We start from the raw sequence: 15,823 nt of genomic DNA on the forward strand, positions 1-15,823 counted from the left end.
AACTGATTGGCCGTCAGCACGGTCCAAAACAGACTTTGTCATTGCAAGATGGAGCAAAGCCTGCGGATGCTGGCGTAACACACCATCTTTACAGGATTCTTGCGGGCAAGAGATGGCAAGACTATGGTGCGCCGCCTGATCTTCGGTTAGAAGCATCCGGCGCCGGCTCGGGCTGGCACCGCACCATTAAATTCATTCAGGAGTTCGACATCATGTTCAGGGGGTCTCTCACAGCGCTTGTGACACCGTTTGCCAAGGATGGCAGCCTGGACAAAAAAGCGTTTCGCGAACTCGTTGAATGGCAGATTGCGGAAGGCAGCAACGGGCTCGTGCCGGTTGGTACGACTGGCGAATCCCCAACGCTCACGCATGAGGAGCACCGCGAAGTTGTCCGGATCTGCGTCGAAGCTGCTCAGGGCCGTGTTCCGGTCATCGCTGGCGCCGGCTCCAATTCGACTCGTGAGGCAATCGCATTGGCAAGGTTTGCCGAAGAGGTGAAGGCCGACGCGGCACTGGTGGTCACGCCGTATTACAACAAGCCGACACAGGCTGGGCTATATGAGCATTTTGCCGCCGTCGCCCGCGCCACGAGTTTGCCCATTATCATCTATAATATCCCTCCGCGTTCTGTCATAGACATGACACCGGAGACCATGGGGCGTCTGGCGAAGGATTTTTCCAACATCGTCGGCGTAAAGGATGCAACGGCGAAGGTGGACCGGGTCTCCGAGCAGCGTATGACCTGCGGCAAGGATTTCATTCAGCTTTCGGGTGAGGACGCGTCGGCTCTCGGGTTCAATGCGCATGGCGGGGTGGGGTGCATCTCGGTCACGGCCAATGTCGCACCGCGTCTGTGTGCCGAATTCCAGGCAGCCACACTTGCCAACGACAAGGAAAAGGCGCTCGAGCTACAGGATCGGCTGATGCCGCTCCACAAGGCGATCTTTATTGAGCCCGGGCTTTGCGGGGCAAAATACGCTCTCTCGCGCCTGGGTCGTGTCGAAAATACTGTGCGATCGCCGCTTGTGACGATCGAAGCCTCGACGGCAGAGCGCATCGATGCTGCCATGCAGCATGCAGGGCTTTTGAACTGACGCATTTGTAGCCGGGGAAGGCTCCTGGCGTCGCACAAATGCGGTGAAACGAAAGGGCGCGTCTCTGGCCGCCCCAGGAAAGCGGGAGCGCTGCGGCGCTTCCGGCGCATTTGGAACTGATGGCAAAAGACAAGAATCCCAACCTCAAGACGATTGCCGAAAACCGCAAGGCGCGCTTCTCTTACGAGGTGCTCGACACGCTGGAAGCCGGTATCGTCCTGACAGGAACCGAAGTGAAATCGCTGCGCGATGGGCATTCGAATATCCAGGAAGCTTACGCTTCCATCGAGGATGGCGAGTGCTGGCTGATCAATTCCTATATCCAGGAGTATTCGGCCGGGAACCGCTTCAACCACGAGCCTCGCCGCAGGCGCAAATTACTGGTGTCAAAGCGTGAACTGTCGCGTCTGGCGCAGTCGATTGAGCGCGAAGGCATGACGCTTGTGCCCCTGCGTCTCTATTTCAATCCGCGCGGACTGGCGAAGCTTCAGATTGCCGTGGCACGTGGCAAGAAGCTGCACGACAAGCGCGAAACAGCCAAGAAACGCGACTGGAACCGTGAAAAAGCAAGGCTTCTCAAACAGCATGGCTGAGCAGGCCGGTGCTGCGTCTGAGGCGGATTCTATTTATTCAGAAACGCACGGATGTCACGGAAAACACTTATGAACATCTCTTCGGTCAATCGACCGGTATTCGTGTTGTATCGTGAGCAGTGATAACTTGAGAAAATCGAGAGTCCACCGAGTGACTGTTCTCCGCCATGCGTGAATGGATAGGCGGCCACACGTCCACCAAGGGCCCGAACGGTCGACTGATGGGCGATCACCCCAAGCGTTAGAACTGCTCTCAGATTCTTGAAGTGTTTCAGTGTCGGCGTAAAGAAATGCTGGCGGCAGGTGTTGATCTCGGCCCCGACCGGCTTGTTCTCCGGCGGAACGCAGCGCACGGCGTTGATGATCGCTGTATCGACGAGGGACAGATTATCATCAGGCCGCGCTTCGTACTCGCCCTTGGCGAAGCCGAATGTCTTCAGCGTACTGTAGAGTAGGTCTCCAGCGTAGTCGCCTGTAAAAGGCCGCCCCGTTTTGTTGGCACCGCGAAGACCGGGAGCCAGACCGACGATGAGAAGCGTAACCGCGTCGTGACCGCCCTCAGGCAGGAAGGTGGGCACCGGTGCATTGTGCCACTCAGGCTCGCGCACACGCCAGTCGGCAATGAACTGGTGGAGGCGCGGGCAGAGAGGACAGTCGCGGGGCGGCTCGGTTTCAAGCGCCGGGACACGTGTCATAGATCGTCGAAGGTCTCGTCTGTATCGTCGTCAGGTTCCGCCTTGCGGGAAGGCCGTTCGCTTGTTGCACGGCCAACTTCCTCGCGCAATGTCGACAGATCGATGAAATTATCCGCCTGGCGCCGCAGATCGTCAGCGATCATCGGCGGCTGGGACTGGATTGTGGACACGACACTCACCTTGCGCCCCTTGCGCTGCAGGGCGTCAACCAGGGTGCGGAAGTCACCGTCTCCGGAGAATATCACATAATGGTCAACCACGTCGCTGAGCTCCAGCGCGTCAATTGCCAGCTCGATATCCATATTGCCCTTGATCTTCCGGCGCCCGGCGGAGTCGGTGAATTCTTTGGCCGGCTTGGTAACGACCTTATAGCCGTTGTAGTCCAGCCAATCGATAAGAGGACGAATGGAGGAATACTCCTGATCTTCCACAAGCGCAGTGTAATAGTAGGCACGCAAGAGATACCCACGTTCCTGGAAATTGCTCAGGAGCTTTCGATAGTCAATGTCGAATCCTAAAGCTCTCGACGTGGCATACAGATTGGCGCCATCAATGAAGAGAGCAATTTTTTCACGCGGATCAAACATCGACAAAAATCCTGTTTCAAATAAACGTTCAGCGCTCAAATGGGTGGTCTGGGACGGGAAATCGCCCGACAAAGCCATCTCTTATAAGGAAATAGCGCTGGAATATGATTGTTCCAACGAATATATAAATTCGTTATAAATACAAGCGTGCGAGAGACATGCTGCACAATCACACCCACGCCGCATTTCCGTGTTGATCGGAAAGCGAGTGTTGCGTGCTGGCCTTGAATTTTATGGTGCGGCAGGCTATTGACGCGCTGGATTTCCTTGCAGATTTACGCATGAAAGGGGCACTGAATGGCCCGTGTGACCGTTGAAGACTGTATCGACAAAGTCGATAACCGCTTTGAGCTCGTGCTTCTGGCAGGGCATCGTGCCCGTCAGATTTCACAGGGCGAGGCGATCACCGTCGACCGCGACAACGACAAGAACCCTGTCGTTGCGCTGCGCGAGATCGCTGAGGAGACCCTCTCTCCCGGCGATCTCAAAGAAGATTTGATCCATTCTCTGCAGAAGCATGTAGAAGTGGATGAGCCTGAGGCCGATCTTCCCGAGATCACTGAACCGACCGCAACCTCTGTCGAGGGTGGTGCCGATCAGCCGGAAGAAGAGATCTCCTTCGACCGTATGACCGAGGAGGACCTCCTCGCCGGTATTGAAGGCCTGGTGCCGCCGGAAAAAAGCGACGACTTCTGATCGATACGGATGTTCGGCACTGCATTCTCTTCCTTGCCGAAACATTCCTGCCTATCTTAAACATGCGCCGTGAATCTCGCGGCGCATGTTTTGCTTTGCGTAGATAATAACAACAAGAACGAGGAAGCCGCCCATGATGCGTCAATACGAGCTTGTCGAGCGTGTCCAGCGCTACAAGCCGGACGTCAATGAGGCGCTGCTCAACAAGGCCTATGTCTACGCAATGCAGAAGCATGGCCATCAGCGCCGTGCCTCTGGCGACCCGTATTTCTCACACCCCCTCGAAGTCGCGGCCATCCTCACCGACATGCATCTGGACGAGGCGACGATCGCGGTCGCCCTGTTGCACGACACCATTGAGGACACGAGCGCCACGCGGGCAGAGATCGACGAACTCTTCGGACCAGATATTGGCAAGCTGGTTGAGGGGCTGACCAAGTTGAAGCGCCTCGATCTTGTATCGAAGAAGGCGCATCAGGCGGAGAACCTGCGCAAGCTTTTGCTTGCGATCTCGGAGGATGTCCGCGTCCTTCTGGTCAAGCTCGCCGACCGCCTGCACAACATGCGCACACTGGATCATGTGCCTGAGCACAAGCGCCTGCGGATCGCGGAGGAGACGATGGATATCTATGCGCCGCTTGCCGGTCGCATGGGCATGCAGGATATGCGCGAAGAGCTTGAGGAATTGGCCTTCCGGCATATCAATCCGGAGGCTTTCCGCGCGGTCACTGAGCGGCTTGCTGAGTTTTTTGAGCGCAATCGCGGGGTCATCAAGGCGATTGAAGAGGCTCTGTCACATCTCTTCACCGAGCACCATATCGAATCGACTGTGAAAAGCCGCCAGAAGAAGCCCTGGTCGGTTTTCCGCAAGATGGAGACCAAGGCGCTTTCCTTCGAACAACTGTCCGACATTTTCGGCTTCCGCGTGCTCGTGGACGATGTTGAGGATTGCTACCGCGCTCTGGGTGTCATTCACTCCACCTGGTCGATGGTGCCGGGCCGCTTCAAGGACTACATTTCGACGCCCAAACAGAACGATTATCGCTCGATCCATACCACCATTGTCGGCCCGTCCCGTCAGCGTGTTGAACTGCAGATTCGCACCTACGAGATGCACCGCATTGCAGAATACGGTGTGGCCGCTCACTCGATTTACAAGGACTTCGGTGGCAAGGTGAACGGCGCCGATCACCGCATCTCGCGTGATACCAATGCTTACGCCTGGCTCCGGCGCACCATTGAGGCGCTTTCCGAAGGCGACACACCCGAAGACTTCCTCGAAAACACCAAGCTGGAACTGTTCCAGGACCAGGTGTTCTGCTTTACGCCCAAAGGGCGGTTGATCGCCCTTCCGCGTGGAGCAACGCCCATCGACTTTGCCTATGCGGTCCACACCGAGGTGGGCGACACCTGTGTCGGCGCGAAGGTGAACGGGCGCATCATGCCGCTCATGACCGAATTAAAGAACGGCGACGAGGTGGAGATCATCCGTTCCAAGGCGCAGGTGCCGCCGGCAGCCTGGGAATCTGTCGTGGTGACGGGCAAGGCACGCGCGGCCATCCGCCGCGCGACCAGGAATGCAATCCGCAAGCAATATTCCGGCCTTGGTGCGCGCATTCTGGAGCGCGCTTTCGAGCGAGCGGGGAAGGGCTTCTCCAGAGATGCTCTTAAACCGGTGCTTCATCGCCTCGGACGTCAGGATGTGGAGGATGTCCTGGCGGCTGTCGGTCGCGGCGAGCTTTCCTCCCAGGACGTGGTGCGCGCTGTGTTCCCCGACTACAAGGACGAGCGCGTGACCCAGGCTCCGAAAGAGCGTGAGGAGGGCTGGTTCAACCTGCGCAATGCAGCTGGCATGCTGTTTCAGATCCCTGGCCGCTCCTCACGCAAAGCCAAGCGCACCAAAGCCGGTGGGGTTCCGGTAGAAAAGGGCGCGGGCGGAGCCCTGCCTATCCGCGGCGTTTCAGGAGATCTCCCCGTCAGTTTCGCCCCGGAAGGCGCAGTCCCGGGTGATCGTATTGTCGGCATTCTTCATCCGGGGTCGGGCATCACCATTTATCCCATACAGTCACCCGCGCTGACCGCGTTCGATGATCAGCCCGAACGTTGGATTGACGTGCGTTGGGACATTGATGAGCACATGAAGGAGCGGTTTCCGGTCCGCATGTCTGTAACAGCGATCAACGAGCCCGGCTCGCTGGCAGAGATCGCGCAGGTGATCGCATCGAATGACGCCAACATCCACACATTGGCCATGGAGCGAACGGCCCCGGATTTCACCGAAATGCTGTTCGATCTGGAAGTGTGGGACCTGAAACACCTCACCCGTCTTGTCTCGCAGCTGAAAGAGATCAGTTGCGTGAGCGATGCCCATCGGGTGAATGGATAGGAAACCCCTCAGGCGGAAGCCCTATCTGATACCAGACTTCGACAGATCGGAGTGCCGCCTCATCCCAAATGAGTAGCCTGCAAACGACCCGAGTGAATTGACCAGCTCGCGGCGCGGCGCAAACATCCTGAATGCGCAGCGTTCAGATAAAATCGTCTTTGCCGATATTGAGAGGTGGACTGGCCACTCTCATCCTGCTCGCCCTTGTGCTGCTTCCTTTTGGCGGCGTGCATCCGCATGTTGCACCGCAGGCCGTTGCAGGCGGTCTCTCCTCCGATCACGCAGTTTCCTACGCGCAGAGTCATGCCCATGGGCATGACGATGAACGTGCCCATGAGCACAACGATAGTGATGGCGAAGCTTCGCGAAACGAAGCGGCAGGCGCAGAGTGCTGCATGTTCCATTGCATGCCGCTGGCCAGCCTGAAATACGAGCAATTGTCCGATTCGCGGTTTGCCCCATGTTTCGCTGCGAGCTCGATGCTTGCTCTCAGTTCCAGCCTTCCTGAAAAGCCGCGCAAACCACCCCGCTCATAGCTCTCCTGAACAGTCTCGACCATGCGCGTCGGCATGCCGGTGCCTGATGCTTCCCTCATAAGGCGTTGGCCATGGCGCGTGGCGAGTGCACGTTACTCGTGTTCAAGAGAGGTTGACATGAAAGCCCTACTGCATTTCGACGGTGGGAGGATCAAGCGTTTCGCCCAACCGTTCCATTCGGCATTGTCGAAGCTTCATCTCGTCGCCCGCCGCGCCGAATTGACCGGTGCTTATCCGGATCGAAAAAGCGCCGTAAGAGCAGCGCCCCGCTGGGCGTTGACCGATTATGATCATGAAGAAGTCGTCCCCGTCGCGCTCGACAAGATGAGCCGGATCATCGACTGGGATTATCCCGTCCTGTTCTGGCTTGAGCGCGAGTTGCGGGCGCGGGAAGGGCACCCCATTCGCTTGCTGGACGCTGGAGGGCATGTTGGAACGAAATACCGTGCTTTCCGCAACCTGATCGATCTCTCCAGCGTGCAATGGCAGGTCTACGAGCTGCCCTCGATGGTGAAGGCCGGTCGGGACATGGCGCGCGCGGAAGGCCTCGGGCCTCAGCTTTCCTTCTGCGACACCTTCTCCGACATCAGGGAAGTCGACATATTGCTGTGTTCCGGTCTGCTACAGTATCTGGACATCCCGTTCGCCGATTTCGTGAGCAATTTGCCTAAGCGCCCGCAGGTGATTCTCCTCAACAAGGTGGCGTTGCGGGAAGGACCGTCCATCTACACGCTGCAGCGTGGAGGGCCGACTTTCTTGCCTTACCACATCCGCAGCAAGCATCAGTTTCTGGCGGACCTGGACGCTATGGGCTATCGCATCGTCGATAGCTGGCGCATTCAATACCTGGCTCACAGAGTGGCCAGCCACCCGGAACTGGGCTGGAGCGAGAGTCGTGGATACATGCTCCTGCGTAAAGACCTGGCGCGCGGCGCGCGTGAACCGGTCGAACCGGCAATGGCGAAAGCGGGGTGAACTGTTGCGCCCCAATTCCGCCGTTTCGCTTGATTAGTTCTTTCGTGTTTCCTGCTGTTTCGGCGGGAAACACGATTATTAACCCGTTTCCCTTGCCCCGTCCGACCGAGCTTGCCTATATCGAACCAAAGACATGTCCAAGGGAACCCGTCGTTAAGAGAACGGGCTCTAGGATTTTGTTGGTTGGGGGAAGCCTGGTTGCTGTTGGGGGTGCTGCGTAGCCGCGATGTTGTTTCGACGTAGAAAACCTGCGGATCTCTGGGAGAGGGCGCGGACCATGGTCTGGCCGCGACGCTCATTCTGGCGCTCCGCACAATATTTCGTCAAACGCGCTTTGCGGTTGACGGCAACGCCTCATGCCATCGCTGCAGGCATTGCTGCCGGTGTGTTCGCGTCGTTCACGCCCTTCATGGGTTTTCATTTCTTCATCGCCGCGGGCCTGGCCTGGTGCATCGGTGGAAACCTCGTGGCATCGGCCATCGGCACAGCCGTTGGCAATCCGCTGACATTTCCGTTTATATGGGGAGCGACGCTCGAAACGGGGCGTCTCATCCTGTACGGTAGAGAACTGTCGCACGGCGCTCCGATCCATCTCGGCAAGATGCTGCGACATCTCGAATTTTCGCAGCTCTGGGAGCCGCTGATCAAGCCAATGTCCGTTGGCGCGCTGCCTCTGGGCATTTTCTTCGCCTTGGTATTTTACTTCGTGACACGCTGGGCCACGTTCACCTTCCGTGAGCAGCGCCGCAAGCGCCTCGCCGAGCGGGCGCGCCGCAAGGCTGGCCGGCAAGCCTTCGATGCAAGGACTGCGACAAGTTCATGATTATCGGTATTGGAAGCGACCTGATCGACATCCGTCGGATCGAAAGGACACTCGAACGCTATGGGGAACGTTTTACCCAGCGTGTGTTTACAGAGGTTGAGCGGGCAAAGTCCGAAAGGCGCCGGGAACGCGCGGCTTCCTACGCGAAGCGCTTCGCGGCCAAGGAGGCATGCTCAAAGGCACTCGGCACCGGCATTGCACGTGGCGTGTTCTGGCGCGAAATGGGTGTCGTGAACCTCCCCGGCGGAAAACCGACAATGGAACTGTCAGGCAAAGCCAGGACGAGGCTTGAGGGCATGACACCTGCAGGCATGAAAGCGCTGGTTCATTTGACCATCACTGACGACTATCCCCTGGCTCAGGCATTTGTGATCATAGAAGCGGTTCCCGACAACGGGAGCTAATGCCGAAAACTGCGCACGGGTTGTGCTGTCGCATTGCCGCCGCCTTTCTGGCGCGATAAGACCGTCCCGAAACACTCGAACCGAGGACATGATGAGCGTGGCTGACAAGACGAAGAAGAAATCGGGCGGCGTGGGCGAAACTGTCAATGTGATCGTCCAGGCGTTGATCCTCGCACTGGTCATCCGTACCTTCCTGTTTCAGCCATTCTCCATCCCGTCAGGTTCCATGCGTCCGACCCTTCTTGAGGGTGATTACCTGTTCGTCACCAAGTGGGCCTACGGTTATTCGCGTCATTCTCTCCCGTTTTCACCACCGCTCTTTTCCGGTCGCATCTGGGGTGCGGAGCCGGAACGCGGTGATGTGGTTGTCTTCAAGTTTCCGCCCAATCCATCCATTGATTATATCAAGCGCGTGGTTGGTCTGCCTGGCGATAAGATCCAGATGCGAGAGGGAGCTCTCTACATCAACGACAAGGCCGTAGAGCGCGAGAAGATTGGTGAAATCAATGATCCCGACATTACCGAGATGGATCGCCCGGTCGACGTTTACCGGGAGACACTGCCCAATGGTGTATCTTACGAGACGTTGGATTTGACCGCGAACGGGATCGGCGACAACACGCGCGAATTCATCGTCCCCGAAGGGCATTATTTCATGATGGGGGACAATCGCGACAACTCTGCCGACAGCCGGTTTTCAGTCGGTTTTGTGCCTGCCGAAAACCTTGTCGGTCGCGCCAATATCATTTTCTTCTCCATCGCTGGTGGTGCGAGCCCGTTGGAAATCTGGCGCTGGCCGAGCGAAGTGCGCCCATGGCGCATTTTCGACTGGGTAGACTAGAGTTGTCAGGATCATGACTGCCAAGCGCCCCCGTGGTCCGGAGCTCGTCAAAGCGGTAGCCGGTTGCACCGGATTTGACTTCAAGAATGCCGCCCTGGTCGAAGAAGCGATGACCCATGCCAGTGCCCGTGGGCGCTCGGGTGTCGATTATCAGCGGCTTGAGTTTCTCGGCGACCGGGTTTTGGGACTTGCCGTGGCGGAACTGCTCTACGAGAGCTTCCCGAAAGCACCTGAAGGCGAACTTTCGGTGCGGCTCAATGCGCTCGTGAATGCCGAGACGTTGGCGGAGGTCGCCGACGATATGAAGATCAGCCCGCTCATCAGAATGGGTAGCGATCTGCGTAGCGCGGCGACCCGCAAGCAAATTAACTTGCGTGCGGACGTGATGGAAGCACTGATTGCGGTGGTCTATCTTGAGGGCGGCATCGACGCGGCACGCAGCTTCGTGCGCAATCACTGGAGAACCCGGGCTCAGGCTGAAGGCGCTGATCGCCGTGATCCCAAGACCGCTCTGCAGGAATGGGCTCACCAGGTTGCCGGTGTCACGCCAGGCTATACTGTGGAGGACCGGGAGGGGCCTGATCATGATCCGGTCTTCTCTGTGTCTGTTAGAATTAAGGGATACAAGCCCGCGCACGGTACGGGCCGTTCCAAACGAGAGGCCGAACAGGCCGCCGCCATCGGCATGCTGGAGCGTGAAGGTGTGTGGCAGAGCAATGAGAGCACATGATGAGTGAAGACGTTCCCACAGCCGATGCACAGGATGAGACCCGGTCCGGGTTTGTAGCCTTGATCGGCGCTCCCAATGCGGGCAAGTCGACACTGCTCAATCAACTGGTCGGCGCCAAAGTGTCTATTGTCACGCACAAGGTGCAGACAACACGCGCCATCGTTCGCGGCATTGCTACCCACGAGAATGCGCAGATCGTGTTCATTGACACGCCCGGCATTTTCAATCCGCGCCGCACGCTCGACCGAGCCATGGTGACGACCGCCTGGGGCGGCGCCAAGGATGCCGATATTGTGGCTCTGCTTATCGATGCCGAGCGCGGGATCAAGGGCGATGCCGCCGCAATTCTCGAGAAGCTCAAGGATGTGGCGCAACCGAAGATTCTGATCCTGAACAAGATTGATCGTGTGAAACGCGAAACCCTGCTGGAACTCGCTGCCCGGGCCAATGAAGCGGTGGAGTTCGAGCGCACCTTCATGATCTCCGCCTTGCAGGGGGCGGGCTGCAACGATCTTCTCGCCCATCTTTCCGAGAGGCTGCCCAAAGGTCCCTGGTATTATCCGGAAGATCAGCTATCCGATTTGCCGATGCGTCAGCTCGCAGCGGAAATCACACGCGAGAAGCTCTTCCTGCGACTGCACCAGGAATTGCCCTATGCAATCCACGTCGAAACCGAGAAGTGGGAAGAGCGCAAGGACGGCTCCGTGCGTATCGACCAGGTGGTTTATGTGGAGCGCGACAGTCAGAAGAAAATCGTGCTCGGTCACAAAGGCGCGGCCATTCGTGCCGTGGGGCAGGCCGCCCGTGAGGAATTGGCGGGGATTCTCGAGCAGAAGGTTCATCTCTTTCTGTTCGTGAAAGTGCGGGAAGGTTGGGGCAACGATCCTGAACGCTTCCGCGAAATGGGACTTGAATTCCCCGGTTGAGGGAAGGACAGCGACCGCATGGAATGGCGCGACGAAGGGATAATTCTAGGCGCCAGAAAGCATGGCGAGACGAGCGTCGTCCTCGAAACGATGACTGCTTCCCATGGGCGTCATCTGGGACTTGTAAAAGGCGGCCGCTCGCGGCGCATGCAGCCCCTTCTACAGCCGGGAAATCGTGTTGACCTGGTGTGGCGGGCCCGCCTTGAGGAGCATCTGGGTACGTTTCAAGTCGAGCCGCTGGAGTTAAACGCCGCCCGTCTTCTAGCCTCGGCGCTGGCCGTTCACGGCATACAGCTTTTGGGTGCGCATCTGCGCCTCATGCCCGAGCGCGACGCCCATGCGGGCCTGTATGAGGCGATAAAAGTCATCACCGAGCATCTGGACGAGCCTGAAATTGCTGGTCCGTTGATGGTACGCTTTGAATTGGCGATGCTTGAGGAACTGGGTTTCGGGCTCGATCTGACAAGATGCGCGCTGACGGGGAGCCGACAGAGCCTTGCTTATGTATCGCCGAAGTCGGGTCGCGCGGTAACAGAGGAAGCGGGATTTCCCTGGCGAGACAGGCTCTTGCCCCTGCCGCGTTTTCTTACAGCTCAGACGCGAACGGAGGCTTCGCCGGCTGCGTTGAAGGACGCGTATCGCCTGACGGGCTTTTTCCTTCACCGGAACGTCTATGAACCCCGCGGTATGGAAGAACCGGTTTCGCGGGGCGGCTTTCTTGCCGCTCTCGCCCGCAGCGCAGCAGGGGCTATGGGCTGAGCTTGCTACTCGGCAGGGGCAAGGGAAGGACGCGTTACCGCGGCTTCCTTGATTGGCCAGTGTACCAAAGCAGCAAACAGACCAAGCAACACTCCCAGCCACCAGACCGGGTCGTAGCTTCCAAACAGGTCGTAGAGATAGCCGCCCAGCCAAACGCCCAGGAATGAGCCGACCTGGTGTGAAAAGAACACGACCCCGCCCAGAAGCCCCAGATGGCCCGTCCCGAACATGATCGCCACCAGCGAATTGGTCGGCGGCACCGTGGACAGCCACAAGAGTCCCATGACTATGGCGAAGATGATCACGCTTGTGGGCGTTTGCGGGAGCAGTAGAAACGCCGTCACGGCGATTGATCGCGCGATGTAGATCAGGGCCAGAAAACCGGGCTTGGAATAGTGCTGGCCGATATAGCCCGAAGCGAGTGAACCGATAATGTTGAAGAAGCCGATCAGGGCCAGCGCCACGACCGCATAGCGTGCATCGATGCCTATATCGCCGATATAGGCGGGGAAATGCGCGGTGATGAACGCGACCTGAAAGCCGCAGACGAAAAAGCCCGAGACCAGCAGCACGAAGCTGCGATGCGCGAAAGCCTCCCGCAGCGCTTCGCCGATGGTCTGCTTGAAGGTCTCAACACTGTTGCGCGCTGTCGCGGCATTGCCGACCAGAGGAATTGCCAAAAGCGGAACGATCAACATCGCTACGCTCATGTAGACCAGTGTGTCGGACCAGCCGAACGCGTCTATCAGGCCCTGGCTTATAGGAGCAAAAATAAACATGCCCGCAGAGCCCGAAGCAGTCGCGAGACCAAAGATCAGGCTGCGCTTCTCGGCAGGAACGCTACGGGCGAATGCAGCAAGAATGATACCGAAGGAACCGCCGGCCACGCCCAGGCCGACAAGCACACCGCCGCCGATATGCAGCATGGCTTCGTGGGTGGGCATGGACATCATTAGCAGTCCAAGAGCGTAAAGCACTGCCGAAAGGGCAAGTACGCGCCAGGTGCCGAACCGATCTGCCACAGCGCCAAAAATAGGCTGCCCGATACCCCAGAGGAGGTTTTGGATCGCCATCGCAAGCCCGAAAGTGGTGCGGTCCCAGCCTGTCTCGGCCAGCAGCGGCAACTGGAAAAAACCCATCGCGGAGCGTGGCCCGAAATTAAGGGCTGCAATCAGGCAACCGCAGATGACGACCGCCCAGGGAAACGAAACGGGGGTGGCCGCACGGGCCGGGCTTTGCTGTATCATGTCGCCTTCATGCGCTTTTTTGGCGCCTCGATTTGGAAATCCGCCCATGAGAGTAGCCGATGCGGCATTTCAGAGATAACGACAAATTGTGCATCTTCGATCAGTTTTTCTTATGATTGGGGCGGCGGCCGGGAATAAATGCCTTTAGGCAGCCGTTGATCGGACAGGAACAGTGTCCCGTGAAAGGCGGGCGGGTGCATGGACGGCAAGAGGGAAGCGATTGTACGCGAGATTCCGGCGCTTCGACGCTACGCGCGAGCACTGCTGCGCGATGCGGAAGCGGCTGATGATCTCGTGCAGGATTGCCTGGAACGGGCGTTCTCACGGCTTGAAAACTGGCAGACGGGCACATCGCCCCGGCGATGGTTGTTCACCCTGATGCACAACCTCTTTGTTGATGGTCTGCGGGCGCGCAAGCGCAGGAACGAACTCGCCTCGGCTTCAATCGCCGATATCCCGGCGTCGGCCAGCACACCGGAACAGAATGGCGTTCTCGATCTTCATGACGTTCTCGACGCATTGCAGGAGGTCAGTCCCGACCGCCGCGCAGCGATACTTTTGGTCGGGGTGGAGGGGATGAGTTACGCCGAGGCTGCTGACGTCTTGGACATCCCCACAGGAACACTCATGTCGCGTGTGGCGCGCGGACGACAGGATCTGCGCGAAGTACTCGATCTCGCGCGGCGTCGGCGCATTCTCAAGGCGGTGCAGTGATGACAGGTCGCAGCTTTGATGAGAGGGATATTCATCTTGCACTCGATGGCGAACTGCCTCGGGAGGATCTGCCGGCGTACGAGGCCTGGCTGGAAACCAGGGCCGATATGCGAGCTTTAAGCGCACGCTACGTGTCTGATCGGGCGGTCCTGCGCGAAGCACTGGCGAAGTTGAGTAGCGAAGACGTGCCGCACCGCCTGCAGGGCAATATGGTAACCGTTGATCGTGCGACGAAAGGCGCTCGGCACATGACGCTTCGCCGCCTCGTTGCTGCTGCTGTTGTCTGCATAGTGGCTGGCGCAGCAGGCGGCTTCTGGGTAGGGCGGCAACAATTCGTCACCGGCGAGACACTTGCTGCGTTGGATGTGGTCGGCGAGGCAGTCGCCGCTCACCAGGTTTATGCGGCAGAAAAACTGCATGTCGTCGAGGTCGGCGCCAGCGAGCGCAGCCATCTGGTCGGCTGGCTTTCCAACAGGGTCGGCACCGAGCTCATCGCCCCCGACCTGCAGGCCGAAGGCTTTGATCTCATGGGCGGTCGGCTGCTGCCATCGGGGGGGAAGGCCGCCGCTCAGTTGATGTATGAAGATGAGGCTGGTGAGCGTATTTCACTCTATGTAGCCCATTGCGTAAAGGGCGAGGATACGGGCTTTAGGCTCTTCGAAGACGAGGGCGGACGCGCGTTCTATTGGCAGGAAAAAGGGTTTGCATACACCGTGGCGGGCTCAATCGACGAGAAGCGTCTCCTGCAACTTGCGAACGTCACCTACCGGCAATTGCTTGCCGGTAGGTGAGGACTGCAGTCAGCTCTTGGTCGTACCTTTCTTCGAACCCGACGCGTTTTGCGTCTCGGTCTGCAGTGGAAGGTAGTGGACGTCCCGCTGCGGGAAGGGGATCGAAATGCCCTTTTCGTCAAATGCCTTCTTGGCTGCCTTGGTCAAATCGAGGCGGGTCTGCCACCAGTCGGACGTCGTGGTCCAGTAGCGCAGCGTGATGTTCACGGCACTGTCTCCAAGCTCTGACACAAAAGTGGCTGGCTCCTGATCGCTCAGAATGCGGTCGTCGGCCGTGGCCAGTTCGAGCATCGTTTTCTGTGCCAGGTCGATATCGTCATCGTAACCGATGCCGATCACAAGGTCGTTGCGGCGTCGCGGATTGCGAGAGTAATTGGTGACGGACGTGTTCCACAGAGAACTGTTCGGCGCGAGAATGTACAGGCCATCAACGGTCTTCATCTCAGTCGCAAACAGACCAATGGTCTGGATAGTCCCCGAGATGCCGCTTGCCTCCACGTATTCACCCACGCGGAAAGGCTTCAGAACGAGGAGCATGATGCCGGCGGCGACGTTCTGCAGCGTGCCTTGAAGGGCGAGGCCGATCGCCAGACCAGCTGCGCCGAGAGCGGCGATAATGCTTGCGGTCTGAACGCCGAACTGCGCCAGAACGGTGACGCCCACCAGAACCAGCACCGCGTAGCGTGCAATCTTTGAAAGAAAACTGGTAAGCGTGACATCGAAAGAGGGAAAGCGATCGAGCGCGCTCCGCACCCAGTTTTCCACCATCCCCGCGACAATAAAGCCGGCGATGATGAGAATGATGGCGCCGAGAATCGAGAAGGCGTAAGATACGGCAAATTCGCTGACCTGGGCCAAAGCTGCCTGGGCAGCTGTCATGAGGTTCTCAGTTTGCATTTCCATGTTGGGGAATGTCTCCGTTCCGTGTTTGTCGTTGCCGGCCTTCAGGGGACGGTTCCAACCCATTTGCCGCGCTTGAAGCGCGAGGGATTGGCAGGGCAGGCGACCGGTCGCAACTGCCCGATT

18 protein-coding genes are annotated in these 15,823 nt (G+C 58.3%); 14 read left to right on the forward strand and 4 right to left on the reverse strand.

Annotated features, from left to right (window positions below; all coding sequences use genetic code 11):
• The first annotated feature begins 212 nt into the window (after positions 1-212).
• Complete coding sequence (dapA, locus tag HF949_RS09240; protein WP_292893443.1) at positions 213-1,094, forward strand: 4-hydroxy-tetrahydrodipicolinate synthase; 882 nt, start codon at positions 213-215, stop codon at positions 1,092-1,094.
• A 119-nt stretch (positions 1,095-1,213) separates the two neighbouring features.
• Positions 1,214-1,687 (forward strand): SsrA-binding protein SmpB, encoded by a 474-nt coding sequence (gene smpB, locus HF949_RS09245; protein ID WP_292893446.1) that lies wholly within the window; start codon positions 1,214-1,216, stop codon positions 1,685-1,687.
• 29 nt (positions 1,688-1,716) lie between these two features.
• Here smpB and HF949_RS09250 read toward each other — a convergent pair whose 3' ends face one another.
• Positions 1,717-2,382: a uracil-DNA glycosylase gene (locus tag HF949_RS09250; RefSeq protein WP_292893449.1), complete on the reverse strand. Its 666-nt coding sequence runs from the start codon at positions 2,380-2,382 to the stop codon at positions 1,717-1,719.
• Positions 2,379-2,969: a LabA-like NYN domain-containing protein gene (locus HF949_RS09255; protein WP_292900095.1), complete on the reverse strand. Its 591-nt coding sequence runs from the start codon at positions 2,967-2,969 to the stop codon at positions 2,379-2,381. Before HF949_RS09255 ends, HF949_RS09250 begins: the two co-directional genes overlap by 4 nt.
• 297 nt (positions 2,970-3,266) lie before the next feature.
• Between HF949_RS09255 and rpoZ the strand changes: the two genes are divergently transcribed.
• The 10 genes from rpoZ (at position 3,267) to recO (ending at position 12,045) form a co-directional block, all read left to right on the forward strand.
• On the forward strand, positions 3,267-3,665 hold the full coding sequence (rpoZ, locus tag HF949_RS09260) for a DNA-directed RNA polymerase subunit omega (protein WP_292893452.1): 399 nt from the start codon (positions 3,267-3,269) through the stop codon (positions 3,663-3,665).
• 133 nt (positions 3,666-3,798) lie between these two features.
• Positions 3,799-6,051 (forward strand): RelA/SpoT family protein, encoded by a 2,253-nt coding sequence (locus tag HF949_RS09265; RefSeq protein WP_292893455.1) that lies wholly within the window; start codon positions 3,799-3,801, stop codon positions 6,049-6,051.
• Positions 6,052-6,182: 131 nt separating this feature from the next.
• The gene (locus HF949_RS09270; protein ID WP_292893458.1) at positions 6,183-6,587 is read left to right on the forward strand and encodes a hypothetical protein; all 405 of its coding nucleotides are present in this window, start codon (positions 6,183-6,185) and stop codon (positions 6,585-6,587) included.
• Between the two features lie 117 nt (positions 6,588-6,704).
• The gene (locus HF949_RS09275) at positions 6,705-7,562 is read left to right on the forward strand and encodes a methyltransferase, TIGR04325 family (RefSeq protein ID WP_292893461.1); all 858 of its coding nucleotides are present in this window, start codon (positions 6,705-6,707) and stop codon (positions 7,560-7,562) included.
• A gap of 226 nt (positions 7,563-7,788) precedes the next feature.
• Positions 7,789-8,385, forward strand: a complete 597-nt coding sequence (locus tag HF949_RS09280) for a DUF2062 domain-containing protein (protein ID WP_404933316.1) — start codon at positions 7,789-7,791, stop codon at positions 8,383-8,385.
• On the forward strand, positions 8,382-8,789 hold the full coding sequence (gene acpS, locus HF949_RS09285; RefSeq protein WP_292893467.1) for a holo-ACP synthase: 408 nt from the start codon (positions 8,382-8,384) through the stop codon (positions 8,787-8,789). Before HF949_RS09280 ends, acpS begins: the two co-directional genes overlap by 4 nt.
• Positions 8,790-8,880: 91 nt before the next feature.
• The gene (gene lepB / locus HF949_RS09290; RefSeq protein ID WP_292900097.1) at positions 8,881-9,630 is read left to right on the forward strand and encodes a signal peptidase I; all 750 of its coding nucleotides are present in this window, start codon (positions 8,881-8,883) and stop codon (positions 9,628-9,630) included.
• Positions 9,631-9,643: 13 nt separating this feature from the next.
• Positions 9,644-10,360, forward strand: a complete 717-nt coding sequence (gene rnc / locus HF949_RS09295; RefSeq protein ID WP_292893469.1) for a ribonuclease III — start codon at positions 9,644-9,646, stop codon at positions 10,358-10,360.
• Positions 10,360-11,286 carry a GTPase Era gene (gene era / locus HF949_RS09300; RefSeq protein ID WP_292900099.1) on the forward strand — a complete coding sequence of 309 codons (927 nt, stop codon included), beginning with the start codon at positions 10,360-10,362 and terminating at the stop codon, positions 11,284-11,286. Before rnc ends, era begins: the two co-directional genes overlap by 1 nt.
• An 18-nt stretch (positions 11,287-11,304) precedes the next feature.
• The gene (recO, locus tag HF949_RS09305) at positions 11,305-12,045 is read left to right on the forward strand and encodes a DNA repair protein RecO (RefSeq protein WP_292893472.1); all 741 of its coding nucleotides are present in this window, start codon (positions 11,305-11,307) and stop codon (positions 12,043-12,045) included.
• Positions 12,046-12,050: 5 nt separating this feature from the next.
• Here the strand turns inward: recO and HF949_RS09310 are convergent, their stop codons facing one another.
• The gene (locus HF949_RS09310; RefSeq protein ID WP_292893475.1) at positions 12,051-13,292 is read right to left on the reverse strand and encodes an MFS transporter; all 1,242 of its coding nucleotides are present in this window, start codon (positions 13,290-13,292) and stop codon (positions 12,051-12,053) included.
• 198 nt (positions 13,293-13,490) lie between these two features.
• Between HF949_RS09310 and HF949_RS09315 the strand changes: the two genes are divergently transcribed.
• Entirely contained in the window at positions 13,491-14,006 is a 516-nt protein-coding gene (locus HF949_RS09315; RefSeq protein ID WP_292893478.1) for a sigma-70 family RNA polymerase sigma factor, read from the forward strand.
• The gene (locus HF949_RS09320) at positions 14,006-14,797 is read left to right on the forward strand and encodes an anti-sigma factor family protein (protein ID WP_292893481.1); all 792 of its coding nucleotides are present in this window, start codon (positions 14,006-14,008) and stop codon (positions 14,795-14,797) included. The genes HF949_RS09315 and HF949_RS09320 overlap by 1 nt, the downstream gene beginning before the upstream one ends.
• A gap of 9 nt (positions 14,798-14,806) precedes the next feature.
• Here the strand turns inward: HF949_RS09320 and HF949_RS09325 are convergent, their stop codons facing one another.
• Positions 14,807-15,700 (reverse strand): mechanosensitive ion channel family protein, encoded by an 894-nt coding sequence (locus HF949_RS09325; protein ID WP_404933313.1) that lies wholly within the window; start codon positions 15,698-15,700, stop codon positions 14,807-14,809.
• Between the last annotated feature and the right edge of the window lie 123 nt (positions 15,701-15,823).

Source organism: Nitratireductor sp., from assembly GCF_017794765.1.
Taxonomy (GTDB): Bacteria; Pseudomonadota; Alphaproteobacteria; order Rhizobiales; family Rhizobiaceae; genus Nitratireductor.

Coding starts and splice junctions, on each gene's coding strand:
- dapA (WP_292893443.1), top strand. CDS start 213: ATGTTCAGGGGGTCTCTCACAGCGCTTGTGACACCGTTTGCCAAGGAT.
- smpB (WP_292893446.1), top strand. CDS start 1,214: ATGGCAAAAGACAAGAATCCCAACCTCAAGACGATTGCCGAAAACCGC.
- HF949_RS09250 (WP_292893449.1), bottom strand. CDS start 2,382: ATGACACGTGTCCCGGCGCTTGAAACCGAGCCGCCCCGCGACTGTCCT.
- HF949_RS09255 (WP_292900095.1), bottom strand. CDS start 2,969: ATGTTTGATCCGCGTGAAAAAATTGCTCTCTTCATTGATGGCGCCAAT.
- rpoZ (WP_292893452.1), top strand. CDS start 3,267: ATGGCCCGTGTGACCGTTGAAGACTGTATCGACAAAGTCGATAACCGC.
- HF949_RS09265 (WP_292893455.1), top strand. CDS start 3,799: ATGATGCGTCAATACGAGCTTGTCGAGCGTGTCCAGCGCTACAAGCCG.
- HF949_RS09270 (WP_292893458.1), top strand. CDS start 6,183: ATGCGCAGCGTTCAGATAAAATCGTCTTTGCCGATATTGAGAGGTGGA.
- HF949_RS09275 (WP_292893461.1), top strand. CDS start 6,705: ATGAAAGCCCTACTGCATTTCGACGGTGGGAGGATCAAGCGTTTCGCC.
- HF949_RS09280 (WP_404933316.1), top strand. CDS start 7,789: ATGTTGTTTCGACGTAGAAAACCTGCGGATCTCTGGGAGAGGGCGCGG.
- acpS (WP_292893467.1), top strand. CDS start 8,382: ATGATTATCGGTATTGGAAGCGACCTGATCGACATCCGTCGGATCGAA.
- lepB (WP_292900097.1), top strand. CDS start 8,881: ATGAGCGTGGCTGACAAGACGAAGAAGAAATCGGGCGGCGTGGGCGAA.
- rnc (WP_292893469.1), top strand. CDS start 9,644: ATGACTGCCAAGCGCCCCCGTGGTCCGGAGCTCGTCAAAGCGGTAGCC.
- era (WP_292900099.1), top strand. CDS start 10,360: ATGAGTGAAGACGTTCCCACAGCCGATGCACAGGATGAGACCCGGTCC.
- recO (WP_292893472.1), top strand. CDS start 11,305: ATGGAATGGCGCGACGAAGGGATAATTCTAGGCGCCAGAAAGCATGGC.
- HF949_RS09310 (WP_292893475.1), bottom strand. CDS start 13,292: ATGATACAGCAAAGCCCGGCCCGTGCGGCCACCCCCGTTTCGTTTCCC.
- HF949_RS09315 (WP_292893478.1), top strand. CDS start 13,491: ATGGACGGCAAGAGGGAAGCGATTGTACGCGAGATTCCGGCGCTTCGA.
- HF949_RS09320 (WP_292893481.1), top strand. CDS start 14,006: ATGACAGGTCGCAGCTTTGATGAGAGGGATATTCATCTTGCACTCGAT.
- HF949_RS09325 (WP_404933313.1), bottom strand. CDS start 15,700: ATGGAAATGCAAACTGAGAACCTCATGACAGCTGCCCAGGCAGCTTTG.